This window comes from Candidatus Methylacidiphilales bacterium, from assembly GCA_025056655.1.
In the GTDB taxonomy this organism is placed as follows: domain Bacteria; phylum Verrucomicrobiota; class Verrucomicrobiia; order Methylacidiphilales; family JANWVL01; genus JANWVL01.
Genome location: JANWVL010000079.1, coordinates 24,064 through 44,005, shown reverse-complemented (window position 1 = coordinate 44,005; position 19,942 = coordinate 24,064). Strand labels below are relative to the sequence as shown.

At 52.3% G+C, this 19,942-nt stretch carries 16 protein-coding genes; 10 read left to right on the top strand and 6 right to left on the bottom strand.

Translation table 11 applies throughout. The features are described 5' to 3' along the window. The 3 genes from NZM04_04885 to NZM04_04875 all read left to right on the top strand — a co-directional run. The coding region (locus NZM04_04885) for a DUF2059 domain-containing protein (protein MCS7063370.1) at nucleotides 1-576 on the top strand (576 nt) is incomplete at its 5' end. A 10-nt stretch (nucleotides 577-586) separates the two neighbouring features. Next, nucleotides 587-1,603, top strand: a complete 1,017-nt coding sequence (locus NZM04_04880; protein MCS7063369.1) for an aspartate-semialdehyde dehydrogenase — start codon at nucleotides 587-589, stop codon at nucleotides 1,601-1,603. Between the two features lie 48 nt (nucleotides 1,604-1,651). Continuing rightward, nucleotides 1,652-3,043 (top strand): right-handed parallel beta-helix repeat-containing protein, encoded by a 1,392-nt coding sequence (locus NZM04_04875; protein ID MCS7063368.1) that lies wholly within the window; start codon nucleotides 1,652-1,654, stop codon nucleotides 3,041-3,043. Between the two features lie 40 nt (nucleotides 3,044-3,083). On the opposite strand, the gene coaD is transcribed toward NZM04_04875, so the two are convergent. Genes coaD through NZM04_04855 form a run of 4 tightly spaced genes read right to left on the bottom strand, consistent with a single transcriptional unit; the run spans nucleotide 3,084 to nucleotide 9,277 of the window. Next, complete coding sequence (coaD, locus tag NZM04_04870; protein ID MCS7063367.1) at nucleotides 3,084-3,572, bottom strand: pantetheine-phosphate adenylyltransferase; 489 nt, start codon at nucleotides 3,570-3,572, stop codon at nucleotides 3,084-3,086. Nucleotides 3,573-3,585: 13 nt separating this feature from the next. Continuing rightward, nucleotides 3,586-4,845 (bottom strand): UDP-N-acetylglucosamine 1-carboxyvinyltransferase, encoded by a 1,260-nt coding sequence (murA, locus tag NZM04_04865; GenBank protein MCS7063366.1) that lies wholly within the window; start codon nucleotides 4,843-4,845, stop codon nucleotides 3,586-3,588. Beyond that, nucleotides 4,838-5,713, bottom strand: a complete 876-nt coding sequence (gene prmC / locus NZM04_04860; GenBank protein ID MCS7063365.1) for a peptide chain release factor N(5)-glutamine methyltransferase — start codon at nucleotides 5,711-5,713, stop codon at nucleotides 4,838-4,840. Before prmC ends, murA begins: the two co-directional genes overlap by 8 nt. A 45-nt stretch (nucleotides 5,714-5,758) precedes the next feature. Continuing rightward, the gene (locus tag NZM04_04855) at nucleotides 5,759-9,277 is read right to left on the bottom strand and encodes a hypothetical protein (GenBank protein ID MCS7063364.1); all 3,519 of its coding nucleotides are present in this window, start codon (nucleotides 9,275-9,277) and stop codon (nucleotides 5,759-5,761) included. A 185-nt stretch (nucleotides 9,278-9,462) separates the two neighbouring features. Here NZM04_04855 and NZM04_04850 point away from each other — a divergent pair, with 185 nt between their 5' ends. The 6 genes from NZM04_04850 to hisF all read left to right on the top strand — a co-directional run bounded on the left by NZM04_04850 (nucleotide 9,463) and on the right by hisF (nucleotide 17,501). After that, nucleotides 9,463-9,807 carry a DUF971 domain-containing protein gene (locus tag NZM04_04850; GenBank protein ID MCS7063363.1) on the top strand — a complete coding sequence of 115 codons (345 nt, stop codon included), beginning with the start codon at nucleotides 9,463-9,465 and terminating at the stop codon, nucleotides 9,805-9,807. Then, nucleotides 9,804-11,030: an MFS transporter gene (locus NZM04_04845; GenBank protein ID MCS7063362.1), complete on the top strand. Its 1,227-nt coding sequence runs from the start codon at nucleotides 9,804-9,806 to the stop codon at nucleotides 11,028-11,030. The genes NZM04_04850 and NZM04_04845 overlap by 4 nt, the downstream gene beginning before the upstream one ends. Before the next feature lie 76 nt (nucleotides 11,031-11,106). Then, nucleotides 11,107-13,407, top strand: coding sequence for a protein translocase subunit SecD (gene secD / locus NZM04_04840; GenBank protein ID MCS7063361.1), 2,301 nt, complete (start codon nucleotides 11,107-11,109; stop codon nucleotides 13,405-13,407). A 30-nt stretch (nucleotides 13,408-13,437) separates the two neighbouring features. Then, entirely contained in the window at nucleotides 13,438-15,195 is a 1,758-nt protein-coding gene (gene recJ / locus NZM04_04835; GenBank protein MCS7063360.1) for a single-stranded-DNA-specific exonuclease RecJ, read from the top strand. After that, nucleotides 15,183-16,721 carry a bifunctional phosphoribosylaminoimidazolecarboxamide formyltransferase/IMP cyclohydrolase gene (purH, locus tag NZM04_04830; protein ID MCS7063359.1) on the top strand — a complete coding sequence of 513 codons (1,539 nt, stop codon included), beginning with the start codon at nucleotides 15,183-15,185 and terminating at the stop codon, nucleotides 16,719-16,721. Before recJ ends, purH begins: the two co-directional genes overlap by 13 nt. 3 nt (nucleotides 16,722-16,724) lie before the next feature. Next, nucleotides 16,725-17,501 (top strand): imidazole glycerol phosphate synthase subunit HisF, encoded by a 777-nt coding sequence (gene hisF / locus NZM04_04825; protein MCS7063358.1) that lies wholly within the window; start codon nucleotides 16,725-16,727, stop codon nucleotides 17,499-17,501. A gap of 7 nt (nucleotides 17,502-17,508) precedes the next feature. Here hisF and rpmI read toward each other — a convergent pair whose 3' ends face one another. After that, complete coding sequence (gene rpmI, locus NZM04_04820; GenBank protein ID MCS7063357.1) at nucleotides 17,509-17,724, bottom strand: 50S ribosomal protein L35; 216 nt, start codon at nucleotides 17,722-17,724, stop codon at nucleotides 17,509-17,511. Beyond that, entirely contained in the window at nucleotides 17,717-18,394 is a 678-nt protein-coding gene (gene infC, locus NZM04_04815; protein MCS7063356.1) for a translation initiation factor IF-3, read from the bottom strand. The genes rpmI and infC overlap by 8 nt, the downstream gene beginning before the upstream one ends. 261 nt (nucleotides 18,395-18,655) lie before the next feature. Here infC and NZM04_04810 point away from each other — a divergent pair, with 261 nt between their 5' ends. Then, entirely contained in the window at nucleotides 18,656-19,942 is a 1,287-nt protein-coding gene (locus NZM04_04810; protein MCS7063355.1) for an N-acetylmuramoyl-L-alanine amidase, read from the top strand.

Genomic DNA, 19,942 nt, shown 5'->3' with positions numbered 1-19,942 from the left:
GATGAAACCTCATCAAAACAGCAACTCATCCGCCAGCTCCTTTCCCTCACCAAAGCGAATGACCCACAAACCATCGCAGATCAATTCTCAGCATCTGCCTCTGCGCAACTCGCACTCCTCGCTCAACAATTTACTGACGGTCAAGCGACTCTTAAGAAATCACTCGCAGAAGCTGCACAAAAATTCTCCATTGCCATAATTCCACGGATCGAAAAAATTTACATGGACACTTTTTCATCCTTCTCCATCCAAGATCTCCAAACAATCGTAAACTTCTATTCGACCGAGGCAGGCCAAAAATTCAATAACACCCTACTCAGCATCTCTCCACAATTAATCTCCGCTTCCACCGATCCTTCCGTGATACAACCGCTCACACAAGAAATTATCCGGGCTTTTACACTTGCCTCTCCTTTTCCGAGCTCTCTGTCTCCTTCATCACAGGAAAACACCGCGATGACCCCTGAACCCCCCCCTGCACCCTCATCGCCTCCCACATCTACTCCTGAGGAAGAATCCGCCCCAGATAAAAAATCTAGTTCACCAGATAAAGATCCATCTCAGGCCAATCCCTGATCCTCATCTCATGCTTAAGCCGCCAATTCACCTAGCTATCTTAGGCGCAACGGGAGCCGTCGGCCAAGAAGTTATTCGCACTCTTGAACGACGCAATTTCCCAATCCGCCAACTCACACTCCTCGCCTCGGAGCGTTCTGCAGGAAAAACTCTGTCCTTTCGAGGCGAGTCCATTCCGGTTCAGCCTGTAAAGACCGAATCCTTTCGCGGCGTAGATATCGCCATCTTCAGCGCTGGCGCTTCGCGTTCACGCGAATTCGCCCCGCACGCACAAGCCGCGGGCGCCATCGTAATTGACAACTCCTCAGCTTTTCGGATGGATCCTGCGATCCCACTTGTTGTGCCTGAAGTCAACCCTCAAGACCTCTCCACCCATCGAGGGCTCATCGCGAATCCAAACTGCACTGCTGCAATCCTTGCAGTAGCCTTATGGCCGCTCCACCAGGCTGCTACCATCCAGCGCATAATCGTTTCCACCTATCAGTCCGTGAGTGGCGCGGGGGCACAAGCAATGGTTGAGCTTGAAAAGCAAGTTGCTCAATATCTGCGAAATGAACCTCTCACATGCAGCGTCTTCCCTCATCCGATCGCGTTCAACCTCTTTTCTCACAACACCCCCATCGCCGACAACGGCTACAACGACGAAGAAAACAAAGTCCGCCAAGAAATTCGTAAGATCTTTCATCTCCCCGATCTTCCCATATGCGCCACTTGCATTCGCGTCCCGGTTTTCCGCGCCCATTCTGAATCCGTCGTCATTGAGACAGCACGTAAACTCAGCCCTGCAGAAGCTCGTGAAATTCTCTCTCGCGCCCCAGGCATCCGCCTCGTAGATGATCCCGCTACGAATCATTTCCCAATGCCGATTGAAGCTTCAGGCCAACTTGAGATTCTTGTCGGACGCATTCGTGAAGATCTTTCTCACCCACGAGGGCTCGCCCTCTTTATCTCTGGCGATCAACTCCTCAAAGGAGCAGCCTGGAACGCCGTTCAAATCGCTGAACTGCTTCTTGATAAAGCGTCTTGACTCGTCTAGACTACAGATTGCCTTAAGGAGGAAGTAGCCAGTATTTGAATGGAACGCCCCGAAGCCTTCTCATCCCACGGCGAAGAACTACACTTCCCCTACAAGCATGCTCTAGTCGCTTTTATTTCCCTCACACTCCTAATTATCACCCTATATGGGATCTGGGTCTTAAAAACCACAGGAGACTATATCCTAAGCCCGATCAAAACTACCCACCATTTCACCTACCAAAAACCGGTCCAGAGCGGCCTTCAAACTGTCCCGTTTCTCGTCAACCTCTCGCGTCCAGCATTGCCAGTCGATGAGGATAATGTCTCACAAGATGACCCACCTAGCTCCATATCTACCACAGAAGCTCCTACCGAAATAATCCAAGAATACCCATGGGAACACGACAAAAGCCTCGAATGGCTTCGTCCAGAACGAAAACGCACCATTTTACGCGTTCCAGACCAATACCCTACCATCCAGCAAGCAATTGAAGCTGCAGTCCCTGGCAATCAAATCATCATTGCACCCGGCACCTACGAAGAAAGCTTCGTCATAGACAAAACGATTGAAATCGGAGCCACCGAGCCAGGCACCGTCACCCTTCGCACTGATGCAGACTCGCCTGTCATTCAAGTCCGCAACGGTGCTGTTCCGCGCATAAGCTTTCTCACATTCGAACACCTTCCTGATTACAAATCCGACGAGCCAGCCGCTCTCCTATTCATCGCTGATGCAAGCCCCACTATTGAACGCTGCATTTTCCAATTTTCACAAGGCTCCGGGATTGAAATTACCGGAGACACCACTACGCGAATCATTCAATCCCACATACAACGAAATCGAGGATTTGGAGTTCACGTTGTAGGCAAGAAAGCGCAAGTCGTCTTAATTGAAAACCAAATCCAAAGCAATGAGCTTACAGGTGTTGTTATCGCCGAAGGAGCGCGTGCCGCTATTCGCAAAAACATCATAATCGCAAACGGATGGGATGGCGTTGGCGTTTTCGACCCAGAAACCAACCCTCTCATTTACTCCAACACCATCTCAGATAACGGTCGCCGCGGTCTCGCCTTCAGCCGCGGAGCCAAAGGTCTGGCACAAAGCAACACGATCGAGTCCAACGCATGGGACGGCATCGTCGTCCTTGATCCCGACACCGCTCCAATCCTGAATTACAATATCATCCGTCGCAACAACGCCCGCGGAATCCATTTCATGGACGGAGCAAAAGGCGTGGCCAACGCCAACCTTGTCGAGAACAATTTCGAAACAGGCATCATGATCTCTGGAGCCGATACCCAACCAGAACTCAATTTCAACCGATCGAACAAAAACGGTCTCTGGGGATACGACTATGACCAAGGAGCCCAGATTGTCCGCGGCCGCGGAAACAGCGCCCACGGCAACTCCGCTGGACCTATTCGTAATCCGCCTCATCATGGCTTTTAAACTCCCCTCCCCCCACCTACACTTATAGTAAATAAGAGGCCTAACTGAACCGGCGCTTAAAAGCCTCCACCACGGGCATCGGGACAAACGACTCGACGTTGCCGCCCAATCGTGCGATTTCCTTCACTAGTGTTGAACTGATGAATGAATTTTTAGCCCGAGGCATGAGAAAGAGTGTCTCTATCTCTGGAGCCAACTCTCGGTTCATTAGCGCTAGTTGAAATTCATATTCAAAATCGGACACTGCTCGTAAGCCGCGCAATATCGCTACGGCTTGCTGTTTTCGTACGTAATCGATCAAGAGGCCTTCAAAAGCGGCGACTGTGATCGGGGTCGAGGTCTGAATCTCCTTTAAGCTGGCCGCGATCAAAGCGCATCGTTCTTCTGTATTGAAGAGCGTCGTCTTAGGCGTGTGGATTGCTACGGCGATGTGGACGTGATCGAAGAGTTGTGCCGCTCGCTCGATGACGTCGAGATGCCCGTAAGTAATCGGATCGAAGGTCCCTGGGTAGATGACAGTGCGTGGCATATGGTCTAGAAATTTATTGAGGGACACGCTTAATGACGGCTCCGACCGCTCGCAATTTTTCATCGATCCGTTCATAGCCTCGATCGATGTGATAGACCCGCAACACTTCTGTATTGCCTTTGGCTGCAAGCCCAGCGAGAACCAGTGCAGCCGAGGCACGCAGATCCGATGCCATCACTGGCGCTCCGGAAAGGTAGGGAACGCCTTTGATGATCACTGTGTTGCCTTGTAGATCGGCTTGTGCGCCCATGCGTTTGAGCTCGCTGATGTGCATGAAGCGGTTAGGGAAGATTTTGTCTGTGACGACGCTGATCCCTGAAGTGATCGAGAGAAGGGCACAAAACTGCGCTTGCATGTCGGTTGGGAAGCCTGGATAGGTGTCTGTAGCAATTTCGAGCGCATTAAGTTTCTCAGGGACGGAGAGGCTCAGAGTCTGTCCTTCCGCACTAAATCGGACTCCACAGGCTTCAAGTTGTGAGAGGATGGCTTGCATGTGACTGCGGCAGACGCCGCGGATTTGGATAGCGGAGCGCGTAATGGCGGCGGCTACCATAAATGTGCCAGCTTCGATTCGATCTGGGATGATGGTGTGTTCAAAGCCGTGTAGTTCGCGAGCGCCTTGGATTTCGATTCGGCGTGTGCCTGCTCCTTGTATGGATGCGCCCATTTTGCAGAGGACTTGTGCAAGATCGACTACTTCGGGTTCGCAAGCTGCGTTTTCGATGATCGTCGTCCCATCGGCTCGCGTGGCCGCCATCATGACGTTGTCCGTGCCGAGGACTGTGGAGCCAAACTTTCCTCCCATAAAGATTTCTTGCCCTACAAGCCGCGTAGCTGATGCATGGATATTGCCCGATTCTGTGGTGATTGTAGCGCCAAGCGCTCTCAGCCCATGAAGATGGATATCAATCGGTCGGTCTCCGATCACGCATCCGCCAGGAAGCGAGACTTGGGCGTATCCACAGCGCGCAAGAAGTGGGCCCAGAATACAAATCGAAGCGCGCATTTTTCGGACGAGATCGTAAGGTGCTTGTGCATGGATTGTCTCAGCGCGGACGATGACGGTGCCCTGTTCGTAATAGACTTCAGCGCCGAGATAACGAAGTAACTCGAGCATGTGGCGGGTGTCCGAGAGATTGGGCACGCGGTGGATCACGCAACGTTCTCGAGTCAGAAGTGTCGCGGCTAGGATTGGTAGAGCAGAGTTTTTCGATCCACTTACGGTGAGAGAACCTTGAAGTCTGTGGCCACCTTCGATGATAAATTTATCCATGGATAGAAATTGAGGAGCTGTGGGCTGCCGTAATTACGCGAGTCGGACCGACGAGGAAACTGAGTCTGTGGATTGGTTGATAGTTGTGGGTCTGCATGAGTGCCAACACGGGCTCATCCTGCCCGTCACCAATTTCTAATGCAAGCACGGGAATGGCTACTGTAGAGGCTTGTGATATGAAGCGGCGGATGATCTCTAGGCCATCGTGTCCTCCGTCGAGTGCCAGTCGGGGTTCTCGCTGCACATGTGGGGCGAGGCGCGATAAATCTTCACTTGGAAGGTAAGGAAGATTGGCGGTAACAAGATAAGGTTTCCACTCGGTGAGGGGAAGGCCTTGGAGTAAATCAGCCTGAAAAAAGGTGATCTGTGGGTAGTTGCAGGCGTTGCGATGAGCGACGGAAAGTGCTGCTGCAGAGATGTCTGTGGCATAGATTTTAGCATTTGGGAAACGGTCTGCCGCGGCTATGGCAATGGCACCTGAGCCCGTGCCTACATCTAGCCATGAGCCTTGATTTGGATCGAAGAGTGATGCGGCTGTCTCAAAGAGTAACTCTGTGTCCGGCCGAGGAATCAGAACGGCTGGATCGACGTAAAGTGTGTGATGGAGAAACTGAGCTTGCTGTGTGATGTAAGCGATCGGTTCTCCTGCGGCGCGCTTCTCGATGAATTGAAGAAAACGTTCTTGGTCTGAATCGGAAATTGCAAGATGACAGAGCTGCGCAAGCAGAGTCATGCGTGATATGCCGAGGATATGGGCTGCGAGGGTCTCTGCTTCGAGTCGTGGGTTTTCTATGCCCTGGACAGAGCTTAATCTTTCAGCTCCTTCTTGAATAAGACTCGCAAGAGTCGGCTTATGGGGCACGCTCATGCAAGCGCAGTTTTTTTGAAGCGGCAAGGGTGTTGCTGTGAAGGCTTATGGGTTGAGGCGTATGCGGTAGAAGCTTCGTTGATGGTTGTTGACGGCAGCGGTGTGGGTGAAGGTTTTTGTGATTTCTCCGGGGCCTGCTGTGATGGGGGTGCCTATGTCGGTCCAGGTTGTTAGATTTAGGGAGTGTTGGACTTGGTAGGTGCGACCGGGGAATGTGTTGAAGGTGAGCTGGAGGTTTCCGGATGCGGTGATCGTGTGTTGGATCACGAAATCGCGCTCTGGATCGAGGCGATCAAAGATGAAATCTGCATTTTCGTCGCGTAAGGCTACTGTGGGCATGTGGAGCCATTCGTTTGGCTCGAGGTTGTTGTTGCCGTTTCCTGCTGGGACTTGGGCTGCGATGCCGGCACCGTCGGGGTTGCCGTATGCAACGGCTGCAAAGTAAAGGTTTTGCGGGACTTGACCGAAGGCCTCCACCAGATCGATGACTCCCTCTAGAGCTTGTGGGCCAGTGCCTTCAGCGCTTTGGTGTGTGGTGCCAGCATTGAACCATGCACGGTAGTTGTTCGTGCCCTCGCCGGCGAGGTAAGGCTTGTTGGGTGGAATGGCAATTTGTCCTGCTTTAGCCCAGACTGCGGGTGTGGTGGCTGAAGAGAGTAGGGAGTCGGAGATATAGATGAAGTGATCGTTTGAGCTTGGAGAGGCTCCTGTGGCCCAAGTGGCGACGTAAAGTTTGGTGCCACGGACGGCGGCATAGAGGCGCATGCCGTTATCGGCGATGAGGTAGTTTGGGTGTTCGAATTGGCCATCCATGTTGAAGTTGATGGGGGCTGAGGGAGTTGTGACGGTGACGGGAGCCGTTTGAGCAGAGTTGCCGTAGATGTTGTGTGCTTGGAGGGTGTATGAGTAGGTTGTGAGGGGTGAGAGACCGGTGTCGGTGAAGGTTGTGTTTGTGAGGTTGCTGGCGATGATGTTGCCGTTGCGGCGTAGGGTGTAGTGAGCGGCGCCTGGAGTGGCTGTCCATGTGATGATGACAGTTGTGTGATTTTGTGCTGTAGCCGTGAGACCCGTGGGCGTGGGGGGTGGAACGGCTGCGGGTGTGGTGACGCAGTGTGGTGCAGAGTCGGGGGAGGTGCCGGCCGTATTTTTTGCGGCGACGGTGTAGCAGTATTGGGTTTGTGGGATGAGGTTGGTGTCGTTGTAGCTGTTGGTTGTGACTGTGGCGACGAGGACGTTGTTGCGTTTGACTTCGTATTGTGTGGCGCCGGGGACAGCGTTCCAGGTGAGATTGACTTGTGTGGCAGAGGGGGTTGTGGATTGGAGGTTGGTGGGTGTGGCGGGGATTGTGGGGGTGTTGCCATCGTCTTCGACGAAGACGTGTTGGATGTCGGTGCGGGCTATGTTGCCTTTGGTGTCGGTGGCTTCGATGTAGTAGTCGAAGAGTTTGCCTCGGAAGTTGGGGACGTTTCCGTCGTGGATTTTGGCGTAGTAGTAGTCGGCGAGTTTGCCGGGGGGGAGTTCGATGAAGTAGTTGATTTGTGCGTTGTTGGCGGCAGCGTTGAGCTCAGCTCGTGTGCGAGGCAGTGTGCGTTTGGTCATGGGGATGGTTATCCAGGGGCCGACGTCAGGGCCGCCGGCATAGGTCTCGTTTTGGTTGTTGGCGAGGGTGTTGACGCCATCATTGTCCATGCGGATTTTGAGGTTGACGGATTGGACTCCGGAGACGTCGTAAACATGCGTCCAGATGTAGAACTCGGAGTTCATTTTTTTGAGGTAGTTGCTGTTGCCGGGAACGGGGTTAAACCATCCAAAAGTCCAGCCACCGGGATTCCATGGGAATCGTTGAGGGTAGAAGACGGTGGGGGGGGTCTGGTCTTTGTGGAGGTTGGCGTTGATGTAGGGCTCGAGTTTTTGTATGGCGCGGAGGGTGGCGAGGGAGGGTTTGACTTCGTCGTCATTGCCGAGTCCGCCGTAGTAGTTGAAGCCGGAGTCAAGCCCTTTGAGGTAGATGTGCCAGGCTAATTCGACTATGTTGGGATTTGTGTAGGGGCCGTGCCAGTCGTATGGGGCTTGTATTTTCCAGGCTTCGACGGTGCCGCCGTCGCCTTTCCAGATTTGCTCGGCGGTTTCAACCCAGTTGGCGCCAGTGACGACAGCCGCCCAGCTCCAGAATTTGAGGGCGAAGCCAGGTGTCTCAAGATCAACGATAGTGTTCGGGTAAGCCGTGGGCGACCCGGACTTAAGAGGTGGCTCGATCCACTTGAGAAAATAGGGTGAGCCGTAACACATTTCGGGGAATATCCAAGAGCCGGCTTCGATGTGAACGAATTGGCCTGGGGGGGGTGGTTTTTGGTTCACCATGTCTTGGATAGTGGTGATCTTGTAACCTGCGGATTGGGAGTTGGAGAAGAGTTGTGGGGTGGCGACCATCCAGGAGTCGTATCCACCGCCCCAGGCGTTGTCGCCGTCGGTGGCAGGAAGGACGATGGCGGGGCGGTTGGGGTCGGTGGCGAAGGGGGCGATGTGGTTTTGGATTTTGGAGATGCCTTCGTTGGCATAGCCATAGCGGTAGGAGAGGACGTCGTCTGAGGGGACGAGGATGATGGATTTTTCTTGGCCGGTGGCGGGGTTGACGTATTTGGCGCGGTGGAGTTGATAGGCGAAGGGGGAGACGTTCCATGCGGCTTGGCCGGGGTTGGGCTCGCCGAACCACCAGCCTGTGGTGGGGGAGGGGCCGAGGAGGTCGGCTTTGTTGGGGGGTGAGTATTTGATGTCGAATTTGCTGGGTGGGTTGATTCTTGATGGGTCAAAGTAGGTAGGACAGGTGCGGGAGAGATGGTGACTGGCTACGATGACCCATTGGTAGCCTTCGTCGACAAGAACGTCGATCATGGGTATGGTGAAGGCCATTTCGGTGGGGAAGAAGCCCTTTGAGTGGTCGGAGAGGTCCATGTTGCCGTTCCAGGCTTTCCACCAGGCTTGTTTGAAGAGTTGGATTTCTTTTCGGAATACGGATTTGGGGAGGACGGCTCCGAGGGAGTGGTGGTAGGTGAATCCGACGAGGTCGAGGCGCGGGGAGCCTGAGGGGGTGGACCAGCCGCGGGCTTGGCGGTTGCCGTCCCACCAGCCTGGGCCGTAGCCGAGTTGGTTGTGGGCGGCGAGTTGGCGGACGTTGTCGATGAGGGAGCCGGAGTAGCTCATGGCGAAGCCGCCTGCGGAGTTGATGTTTTGGAGGGCATCGCGGGGGCGGCCTTGGTAGGCGGCGACGCGGTCGGCGTTGCTGAAGATTTCGACGAGGTTGTTTTCGGGATGTTGGGCGGTGCTGTTGGGGTAGGTTTGGGTGGGCTTGAGGACGATGGAGTCCCAGGCGTATTGGACGCGGTTGGTTTGGGAGCCATTGGTGTTCCATTCTGGCCAGTAGATGGGTTGGTGGTTGTGCCAGAAGCGGGAGACCCAGACGGTTTGGGTTGGGGCAAGAGTTGGGGATAGGATGGTGAGGGTGAGGAGGGTGAGTATTGGGTTGAGGAGGGTTTTGAGGGGATGGTGTGGGGTTGGCGGAGTCATAGGAGTTAGAAGGCTTACTGTAGGGGGGTTAGAATTTTTTTTGATTTGTGTTGGGATGATTTATTTTTTGGGGTTTGGTGACATAGTTGGGGTATTCGTTAAAATCTCATAGGATTGTCAGTTTCGCAAATTATTTTTGTGATTTTGTTGAACTTTTTTTGGCGGGGCGGCAGTTTGTGGGGGGTATGAGTGCGGGTGTGGATGTTGTTGCTGTGGCTGAGTGTGCTGGGGGGGTGGCGGTTGCGTGGTCTGATGGCTGGGAGAGTTATTTTGAGGGGGAATTTTTGCGGAGGCATTGTCCTTGTGCGGTGTGTAGGGGTGAGCCGGATGTGAGGGGGCAGGGGCTTTTGGTTTCGCGACGGGAGGTGGGCGCTGAAGGTTTTGTGTTGAGGGGGTGGCGGAGGGTGGGAAATTATGCGTTGCAGTTGATGTGGGGGGATGGGCACGAGACGGGGTTGTATAGTTTTAGTTATTTGCGTGAGCTGGCGAAGCGTGTGGAGGGGGCTCAGAGGGACGAGGTGGGGGGATGAAAGCAGAGGCTGGAATGGTGCGGCGGCGGGAGGTGGTGGCGTGGGCTTTTTTTGATTTTGCGAATTCGTCGTTTACGACGGTGATGGTGACGGTGTTGTTTCCGGTGTATTTTGTGAATGCGTTGGCTCCGAGTGTTGAGGTGGGGCAGCGGTTGTGGGGGTGGGGAGGGGCGGTGGCGAATGGATTGGTGGTGGTGCTGGGGCCGTGGTTGGGTTTGTGGGCGGATCGTGCGGGGTGTAAGAAGGCGTTTTTGTTGGGAAGCACGGTGGTGTGTGTGGGTGGGACGGTGGCGCTGGGGTGGATTTCGGCGGAGGCGTGGTTGTGGGGGTTGGGGTTGTTTGTGTTGGCGAATGTGGCTTTTTTGATCGGGGAGAATTTTGTGGCGAGTTTTTTGCCGGAGATTTCGACGCGGGAGAATGTGGGGCGGATTTCGTCTTACGGGTGGGGGATTGGTTATGTGGGGGGATTGTTGAGCTTGATACTTGCGCGGCAGTGTGAGGATGAGGTGTGGGCGTTTGTGTTGACGGGGATTTTTTTTGCGTTGGCGAGTCTGCCGACGTTTTTGATTTTGAGGGAGCGCGGAGTGAGGCGAGCGGAGAGGGGGGGAGGTCTGAATGTGAGGGCGCGGTGGGATGAGTTGATCCGACCGCTGAAGGAGTCGGGGGAGATTCGTTGGATGTTGGTTGTTTTTTTTATGATCAGTGGTGGGTTGGCGACGGTGGTTTATTTTTCTAGCATTTTTGCCGAGGCTGAGCTTGGGATGGGGCGGGGGGAGTTGACGGTGATGTTTATGGCTTTGCAATTTGCGGCGATCTTAGGGGCGCTGGTGACGGGGTGGATGCAGGATCGGTGGGGGTGGAGGGTGACGTTGATCGGCACGCTGGTGTTGTGGTGCGGGACAGTGGTGGGGTGTTATGGGGTGAGGAGTGTGGAGATGTTTTATGGGGTGGCGGCTTGCGCTGGGTATGGAATTGGTGGCGTGCAGACGGGGGTGCGCGCGGCGTTGAGTCGTTTTACGAGGGGGGACGAGGCGGGGAGGGTTTTTGGATTTTGGGGATGCGCGGGGAAGTTGGCGCCTGTTGTTTTTCTGCCGCTTTTTAGCGAAGTGGCTAGCCTGTGGAGCTTGCGAGGGGCTTTGATTGTGCCTTTAGCTGGGTTTGGGCTGGGGTTATGCTTGTTAATTATATGGCAACCTGGAAAGGCAAAACAGGAGAAGGGGTGAAGTGCTTAAATTTTCGCTGATGACTTTTTTGTGGAGCTTACCTATTTTTCTTGCTTTAACGAACTCCATAACTTCCATGCACACAGCTTTACTTTTTTTAACGGCGATAGGTTTCTTAGTTTTTTTGATTTGGTATCTTGCTACAGATGAAATGGAGACTCGCTTGCGAGTGGGGCTGGCTTGTATTTTGAGCATCGCGGCATGTTGTGGGCTATCGTTATTTCCCATCGATAAAAATATAAGATTGGGTTTGGATCTGAAGGGCGGAACAGCGTTTTTAATTGGCCTCGATGGCACACCGTCTGAGGCGGCACTGAATCAAGCTGTGGAAGTGATTCGTAAGCGCGTGGATAATTTTGGGCTGACGGAGCCGATTATTCAACCTGTCGGGACGAATCGGATTAGCGTTCAAATCCCCGGCTTGTCTGAGGAAAACAAAGCTGCTGCTCGTCAACAGCTCTCGCGGGTAGCGAAGCTTGAGTTTCGGTTGGTGCACCCCGAAAATGAAGAGTTAATCAGAGAATTTAAGGAGAACGGCACGCGTCCGCCACTGGACTATGAGATATTGGACTTTGTGGAACGCGATCGACAGGGGAACGAAGTGCGAGAGAAAATCGTGGTGAAACGTAAACCTGACTTAACCGGTAAAGCTGTTGCGCAAGCCTACCGCACCTTTGATGAAATAGGCCGAGCAAATGTAGCAATTGAATTCACAGAAGAGGGCAAAGCAGCTTTCGGTAAACTCACATCCGAAAATATCGGCAATCGCCTAGCCATCGTGCTAGACGGAGAGGTGCGCAGCGCACCGGTTATCAATCAAGCAATCTTTGGACAAGCCGTGATTTCAGGCGGCGGCATGACTCCCCAGGAGGCTGAAGAGGTGGCCAGCGTGTTGGAAAACCCCCTGGAGACACCCGTAAAAATTCTCGAAGAACGTGCAATTGATGCCACATTAGGCACAGACTCGATTGAGGGGGGAATACGTGCTGGAATAATCGCTTCTGTCTCAGTCGTGGGGTTCATGGTTCTGTATTATCATCTTCTTGGCATAATTTCCGTGATAGCTCTAGCGATAAACATCTTTCTGCTGTTGGGGTTTCTCGCCCAATTCCAATTCACCCTCACGCTACCGGGGATCGCGGGTATCATCTTGACTATTGGCATGGCAGTGGATGCCAACGTCCTGATTTACGAGCGCATTCGAGATGAACTCAAACGCGGCACTCCGATTCCGATCGCCTATCGCGCAGGCTTCGAGCGAGCTTTCAATGCTATTTTTGATTCTAACGTCACTACGTTGATTCCCGCCGTAATCCTCATCTTTTTGGGAACTGGCCCCCTTCAAGGCTTCGCTGTAACTTTGACTCTGGGGCTTATAGCTAATCTTTTCTCCGCTCTCATCGTTACACGCAATGCCATGGAATGGCTCATCACGAAATTTCAGCCCAAACATCTCACAATGTTCCAGATTATCGATAATCCAAAACTCAACTTCCTCTCCCTTCGCCTATTTTCGGCAGGTTTTCTTGCCGTCGTGTTTCTAGCAACCTTCATCATCTATCAACAAAAAGGCTCTTCCGTCTACGGAGTAGATTTCCTCGGTGGCGATGCGGTCACCATCCGTTACCAACAACCCATCCCCATCCAAGACATCCGCAAGACCCTTCAAGATAAAAAAGAAGTCACTGGAAACATCTCTACCTTCCCTGAAGAAAACCTTTTTATCATTCAGACACGCTACGAAAACGGCGATGCAGTTTTCCAGATCTTACAAAATCAATTTCCAGAAGCAGGGTTACAGAAAGTAGCTCTCGACCGAGTGGGTCCAGTAGTAGGCTCTGAGCTTCGAGACCGCGCCATCCTATCCATAAGCTTCGGGCTGATCGGGATTCTCATATTCGCGATGATTCGCTACAATTGGACATTTGCCTTTGCCGCCACAATCGGACAAATTGTCGATGTAACCTTGACCTTTTTAATCATCGCAAGCCTCGGAGTAGAAATCAACATGCCTCTCATTGCCGCTTTCCTCACGATCGCCGGTTACTCCATAAACGACAAAATCGTCATTTTTGATCGCATCCGCGAAGGTCTGAAATTAAGGCAAAATGAATCGTTGATAGATATCATAAACGAAAGCCTCAATTTCACACTCGCCCGCACCCTTATCACAGGAGGCACGTTAGTCCTTGCAATCCTCGCTCTTCTCTTCTTCGGCGGTAGCATAATTCATAATTTCGCCCTCACAATGCTCGTCGGTGTTCTCACTGGCATGTTCACATCTCATCTTTTTGCTCCAGCACTGATTTATTGGCTCCGGCCGTCAAAAAGAATTCCAATTCCCTCCAATCCAACTCCATCCCCTATTTCCTCCTAAAATCTAAGCTTTCTAAAACCGCCCCAATCCATGCCCACACCCATTCGGCAAGCTCGCTGGAGCCTAGCCAAAACACATCCCGACACTCTACCCTTAGCAAGGCAACTAAACATCTCCCCCACCCTTGCACAACTCCTTCTTCAGCTCGGCCACCATACCCCTGCGTCCGCCTCTCGTTTCCTCAATCCACGCCTTCAAGATCTTTCTGATCCTTTTCTAATCACCGATCTCGAGCGTGCAGTCCGCCGCATCACCCAAGCCCTTGCCAAGAACGAACGCATCACTCTCTACGGCGATTACGACGTCGATGGCATCACCTCTACCACCATCCTCACTCGCTGCTTGCGCGCACAAGGAGGCAACCCCCGATACTTCCTCCCCCACCGTATAAACGAAGGCTACGGGCTAAGCCAGTCCGCGCTTGAGCGCTGCATTCAAGAACATCGCCCCAATCTCCTTATCGCGCTAGATTGCGGCACCACCTCACACAAAGAAGTCTCCTGGCTCGCCCAAAAAGGCATCGACGTCATCATCATCGACCACCACGAGCTCCCCCCCCAACTCCCCTCCCCATCAATCCTTGTCAATCCACACCGCGACGGCCGACTCGAGTATCTTTGCACGGCCGGACTCACTTTCAAAGTCTGTCATGGCCTCCTCAAGCTCTCACCCAGACATCGGGAAAACTTAGATCTTAAATCTTTCCTCGATCTCGCCGCCACAGGCACCATCGCCGACATCGTCCCCCTAATAGGCGAAAATCGCATCATCGTCCACCGTGGCCTCCAACAACTCGCCCAAACCCGCAACCTCGGCCTCCGCGCCCTCATGGACATCTGCCGCATCGATGATGCCCCCGAGCCCGATGACATCGGCTTCCGCATTGGTCCACGCCTCAATGCAAGCGGCCGCATGGCCGATGCCATCCTCTCCCTCGAGCTCTTACTCACAGAGGATTATCACCGCGCCGAAAAAATTGCTCAAGAGCTCGACCTCCACAACCGCCAACGACAATCCGCTGAAGCGACCATCATCGAAGAAGCCTTACAAAAACTCGAAGCCGAATTCGATCCCGACCGCGACTACAGCATCGTGCTAGGTTCTCGCGGCTGGCACATCGGCATCATCGGTATCGTCGCCGCTCGCATACAACGCCTCTACTACCGCCCCACCTTCGTAATCGGCTTTGACGAAGAAGGCATGGGCAAAGGCAGTGGCCGTGGCATTAAAGGTTGCAGCTTAGTCGAGGGACTACGCGCTTGCTCTAGCTACCTCACAGGATTTGGAGGCCACGAATACGCCGCAGGACTCACCTTACACGAAAGCAATCTCCACGCCTTCAAAGAAGCCTTTGAAGCTTGGACCCGCTCACAACTATCACCCGAGCACCTACAAGAAGAAATTAAAATCTCAGCTGAACTCCGACCCGACGAAGTCACAGAGGAATTATACCACGAAATCGCTACCCTCCGCCCATTCGGGCGCGACAATCCCGAGCCTATCTTCCTCCTCCGTAACATCCACCAATCTCGCCCCCCACAGACCTTCGGCCGCAACCACCTCAAACTCTTCATCAAAACCCACCATGGCGAGCTCCATGCCCTTGCCTTCGGCCAAGCTCATCGCCCAGCGCCACCCGAAAATTTCTCCCTCATTGGCACACTAAGCTGGGACACCTACCACGACGCCCCTTGCATCCACATCACCGATTGGCAAAACACTCCCACGCCCAAAATTTACACCACTGACGCCTCCCTCCAGCCCTTAGCTCCAGCATGTCGTCGATGAAACCATTTGCCCTTCTCTCCGTATCCGACAAACAAGGGCTCATAGATTTCGCGCGAGGTCTCCATGCCATAGGTTTTCGCCTACTCTCGACCGGCGGGACGGCACAAGCCCTCCGTGAATCCTCTATCCCAGCCATCGATATCGCAGCCTACACAGGCAGCCCAGAAATGTTTGAAGGCCGGGTAAAAACGCTCCATCCCAAAATCCACGGCGGAATCCTCTACAAACGCGAGCATCCCCTTCATCAATCCCAAGCCACTATCCAAGGGATAGAGCCAATCGATCTAGTCGTAGTAAATCTCTATCCCTTCCACAAGACCATCTCTCGACCATCTTGCACTTACCAACAAGCCATCGAGCAAATAGACATCGGAGGCCCAGCCTTGATTCGCAGCGCAGCTAAAAATCATGCTACCGTGACAGTAATCGTCGATCCCGAAGATTACCCCGCGATCCTCGATGAACTCAACCGTTACCAAGGAACAACCCTTCCCGAGACACGTCTGCGCCTTGCTGCAAAAGCCTTCGCCCACACCGCAGCCTATGACAGCCACATCGCAAACTATCTCCTGACGCAATCCTCGACCACTCAGCGTTTCCCCGAAAAACTCATCTTAAGCTTTTCAAAAGCACAAGAGCTTCGCTACGGCGAAAACCCCCACCAAACCGCAGCCCTCTACGGTGATTTTTTCCAACACTTCCAGCAACTCCAAGGTAAAGAGCTTTCGTATAATAACCTGCTCGATCTTTCTGCCGCCGTCCAACTCATCTCCGAATTCCCAGAACAACCAACACTAGCCATTCTCAAGCACAACAACCCCTGCGGCGTAGGCTCTGGAAGCACTCTTCACGAGGCATGGGAGCTTGCCTACGCAACCGACCGTCAAGCTCCATTCGGAGGTGTGATCATCGTCAACCGCGAGCTCGATGGCTCCACAGCACAAGCGATCGCTGAAATTTTCAGCGAAATCATCATCGCACCTGCTTTCAGCGCGGAAGCCTTGCACATCCTACAAAAGAAAAAGAATCTTCGCCTGGTCGTCAATAAGCTTCAAAAACTGACTCATACAGAATTTCGCACGATCGTCGGTGACAGTCTTCTCGCACAAGAAGCCGATTTTGGATCGACCGAATCCTGGCGCACCGTCACTCAAAGGCAACCTACGGCCGATGAACGCGCCGCCTTGCAGTTTAGCTGGCGAGTGGTGAAACATGTTCGCTCCAACGCCATCGTCTTCGCACAAAAAAACCGCACACTAGGAATCGGTGCTGGCCAAATGTCCCGTGTAGATGCCTCAAAAATAGCGGTTTGGAAAGCTAGTGAAGCCGGACTTTCCCTTAAAGGTAGCGTAGTCGCCTCTGATGCGTTTTTCCCTTTCCCCGATGGATTGATAGCAGCCGCTGAAGCTGGCGCCACCGCAGCCATTCAACCCGGCGGAAGTGTCCGTGATTCAGAAGTAATTGCAGCCGCTGATCGCCTTGGCCTCGCCATGATTTTCACGGGTCAACGCCATTTCAAACATTAGGTCATGTTCACACACAGAATTATCCCCTGCCTAGATGTGCATGATGGCCGCGTCACGCGCGGTCAACAATTCGGACGTGCAGAAGAAGGAGGATTGCGGAACGTAGGAGATCCAGTCGAATTAGCCGTGCGCTACAACGAAGACGGCGCCGATGAGCTGGTCTTCTACGATATTACTGCCTCTGCTCAAGGACGCAAATACATGCTCGAGGTGATCGAGCGCACCGCTGAAAAATGCTTCATGCCTTTGACAGTAGGCGGCGGCATTCGCACAGTTGAAGACATGCGTCAGCTTTTACGAGCTGGCGCCGACAAAGTGAGCATTAATTCCTCAGCAGTCTTGAACCCACGCCTGATCAACGAAGGCGCAGAAATTTTCGGCAGCCAATGCATCGTCTTATCAGTAGATGTGAAGAAAAACGCCAGAGGGATATACACCGTCTACGTCCAAGGCGGAAGAAAGGAGACAGGCCTTGAAGCGCTGGCTTGGATTGAAGAAGGAGTAAAGCGCGGCGCAGGTGAGATTGTTCTCAATAGTATCGAACGTGATGGGATGAAAACGGGATATGATATTGAGTTAACTCGAGAAGTTTCCACTCGAGTATCAGTGCCCGTTGTCGCCAGTGGAGGAGCCGGAAAAATGGAAGACTTTTTAGCAGTATTGACGGAAGGTAAGGCCGACGCTGCCCTCGCTGCGGGAGTCTTTCACTCCGGGGAGATTCGGATCCCGGAATTAAAAGCTTTTCTGCGTCGCCAAGGAGTGAATGTGAGAATGCCCTAATCTCGTCTCAACGACCACCAAAGGGCAGGTTCTCAACTATGCGGGAGTAATCAGACGGATCGAGTGGTTTGGGTTTCCCGAGGGAACGCATTTTCTTTCGATTCTTAGTGCTGGCGAGGTGACGCCGACCAGCGCGCGAGGTTATGATTTTTCCAGTCGCTGTCACTTTGAATCGCTTGGCAACTGCTTTTTTTGTTTTTCTGCGTGCGATGGGTTTAGGCATAATTTGTATTACTTGAATTTATGGGGTTGGCAGGAGTAGAAGGCGTTGGAGTATTGGAGTGATTCACATTGCTTTCGTTTTCTTCAGTTTCTTCTGCAACGTCGCTCGTAGTGTATTTTCTGGAGCGCTTTTGCAAGGGCAATGGGTTTAGCAGCATAGTGATACTTTTGCCAACAAGTTTTGGCTCAGCTTCTGTAACGCCGATGTGCGCCATATCCTCACGCACCCTTTGCATCAGTTCTTCAGCTAAGTCTTTATGGATCAACTCTCGCCCTCGCATGGGGAGATTGAATTTGACTTTCATTCCCTTCCACAAGAAACGCTCAGCGGCACGAAGTTTGATCTCATAGTCGTGCGGCTCGATATTCATATGAATGTAAAGCTCTTTGAGTTTGGCTGCAGTGTTATGTTTTTTACTTTCTTTTTCTTTCTTGGACTGCTCGTAACGATATTTTCCGTAGTCTAAAATTTTGCAAACAGGAGGATTGGCGTTGGCGGATATTTCAATCAGATCAAGGCCGGCAGCCTGCGCTTTTTGCAAGGCGGCTTGTATAGGCATTACGCCTAGAGAGTGGCCATCCTGACTGATGACAAGCACTTCTCGAGCACGGATGGCTTGGTTGACGCGGACTGCGTGCTTAGAATTGGAAGATTTTTTCGCTTGAGACACAGTGAGAAGATTGGTTAGCAGAGATACCTTTGACGATGATGCAAGATAATTGCTGCAAGACGCGGGAAGTTTTCCATGGACAGATCTTATTTTGAAGAAACAACTTGAGGAACTAGCAAGCACAAAATTGATCGAGCGGAATTTTGAATTGCAGCATGCAACATGTCTAAACTACTAGCACGAAGGATGCCTCAAGCAAGCGTTTTTTAATAAAATCAAGACTTGTCTAATGTTGAAATGGCCAGATTGTAAGCGCGCGCTATGAAATTAACCAGCGAAAGATTTTCAGTATTTTTTCTGCTCTGCTGGTTTTTCATCAGACCAGACCAGGATACCCTCGTCGCCGGCCAAAATTTGAGTCCTCTCGCTTCTCCACCTGATTGGTCGTTGCTCGATCCATATCAACGCACCATGACGCAAGAAGAATTCAAGCATCTTTTAGATACAATTTTTGCCCCCAACCGCGCCTCGATCGAAACTATAAGCGTGAATCCAGAAGACGCCAGAATTCTAGTCTCGTGGCCGAACGTTGAAAATCACTACCGTCTTCAATTCAAAACTGCAGATCAAGAAAACAGATCAAATGTTAAAAAATATTGGCGACATCGGCACGAGTTGCCTCGGGCACCAGCGGATAAGCCCTTGAAGGGACTACATATTGCAATTGATCCTGGTCACATCGGTGGAAGGTGGGCACGTATGGAGGAACGTTGGTTCCGCATAGGAGAAGCTGAGCCTATCTGTGAGGGGGAACTCACGCTGAAAGTAGCTAAACTTATCTACCCCCAGCTAGTCGCTCTTGGTGCTCGAGTCTCACTCGTGCGAGAGAAAAACGAGCCCGTCACAAAGGTAAACATTTTTGACTTATATCCGGCCGCAAGAGACTTGCTCTTGCGATCAGGAGTAAAAACGCCAAGACAAAACTATTTCGGTATAAACGACCCTAAACGATTTTCCACAGTCCGATGGCAAGCCGAAAGGCTTTATTATCGAGCTAGCGAGATTCGCGAGCGTGCACGTCTCGTAAATGAAATTTTAAAGCCCGATGTCGTCGTTTGTCTCCATTTCAATGCAGAGGCTTGGGGAGATCCTTCAGCACCACGACTACGGGACGACAATCATTTACATTTAATTGTAAACGGTTGTTACATGGCAGATGAGCTGCGGCTAGACGATGTGCGCTTCGGAATGCTAAAAAAATTGCTGAATCGGTCCTGGATGACTGAAATTGAGGCCAGCGAAGTCGTCGCCGAATATTTAGCAGAAGCGACTGGGCTACCGCGTTATGTTTACAAAGGGAAAAACGCGATTACAGTAGGAAAAAGCGGGTGGGTATGGGCCAGAAATCTACTAGCCAATCGATTATACGAATGCCCTGTAATTTTTTTGGAGCCTTATGTGATGAATAACAAAGAAGTTTATGCCCGTATCCAAGCAGGCGATTACGCCGGGGAATTAGAAATCGCAGGGAAGAAACGAAAAAGCATTTTTCGCGAATATGCTGACGCTGTTGTCGCAGGCCTCAAAGCTTATTACGGAGCGCGTTAA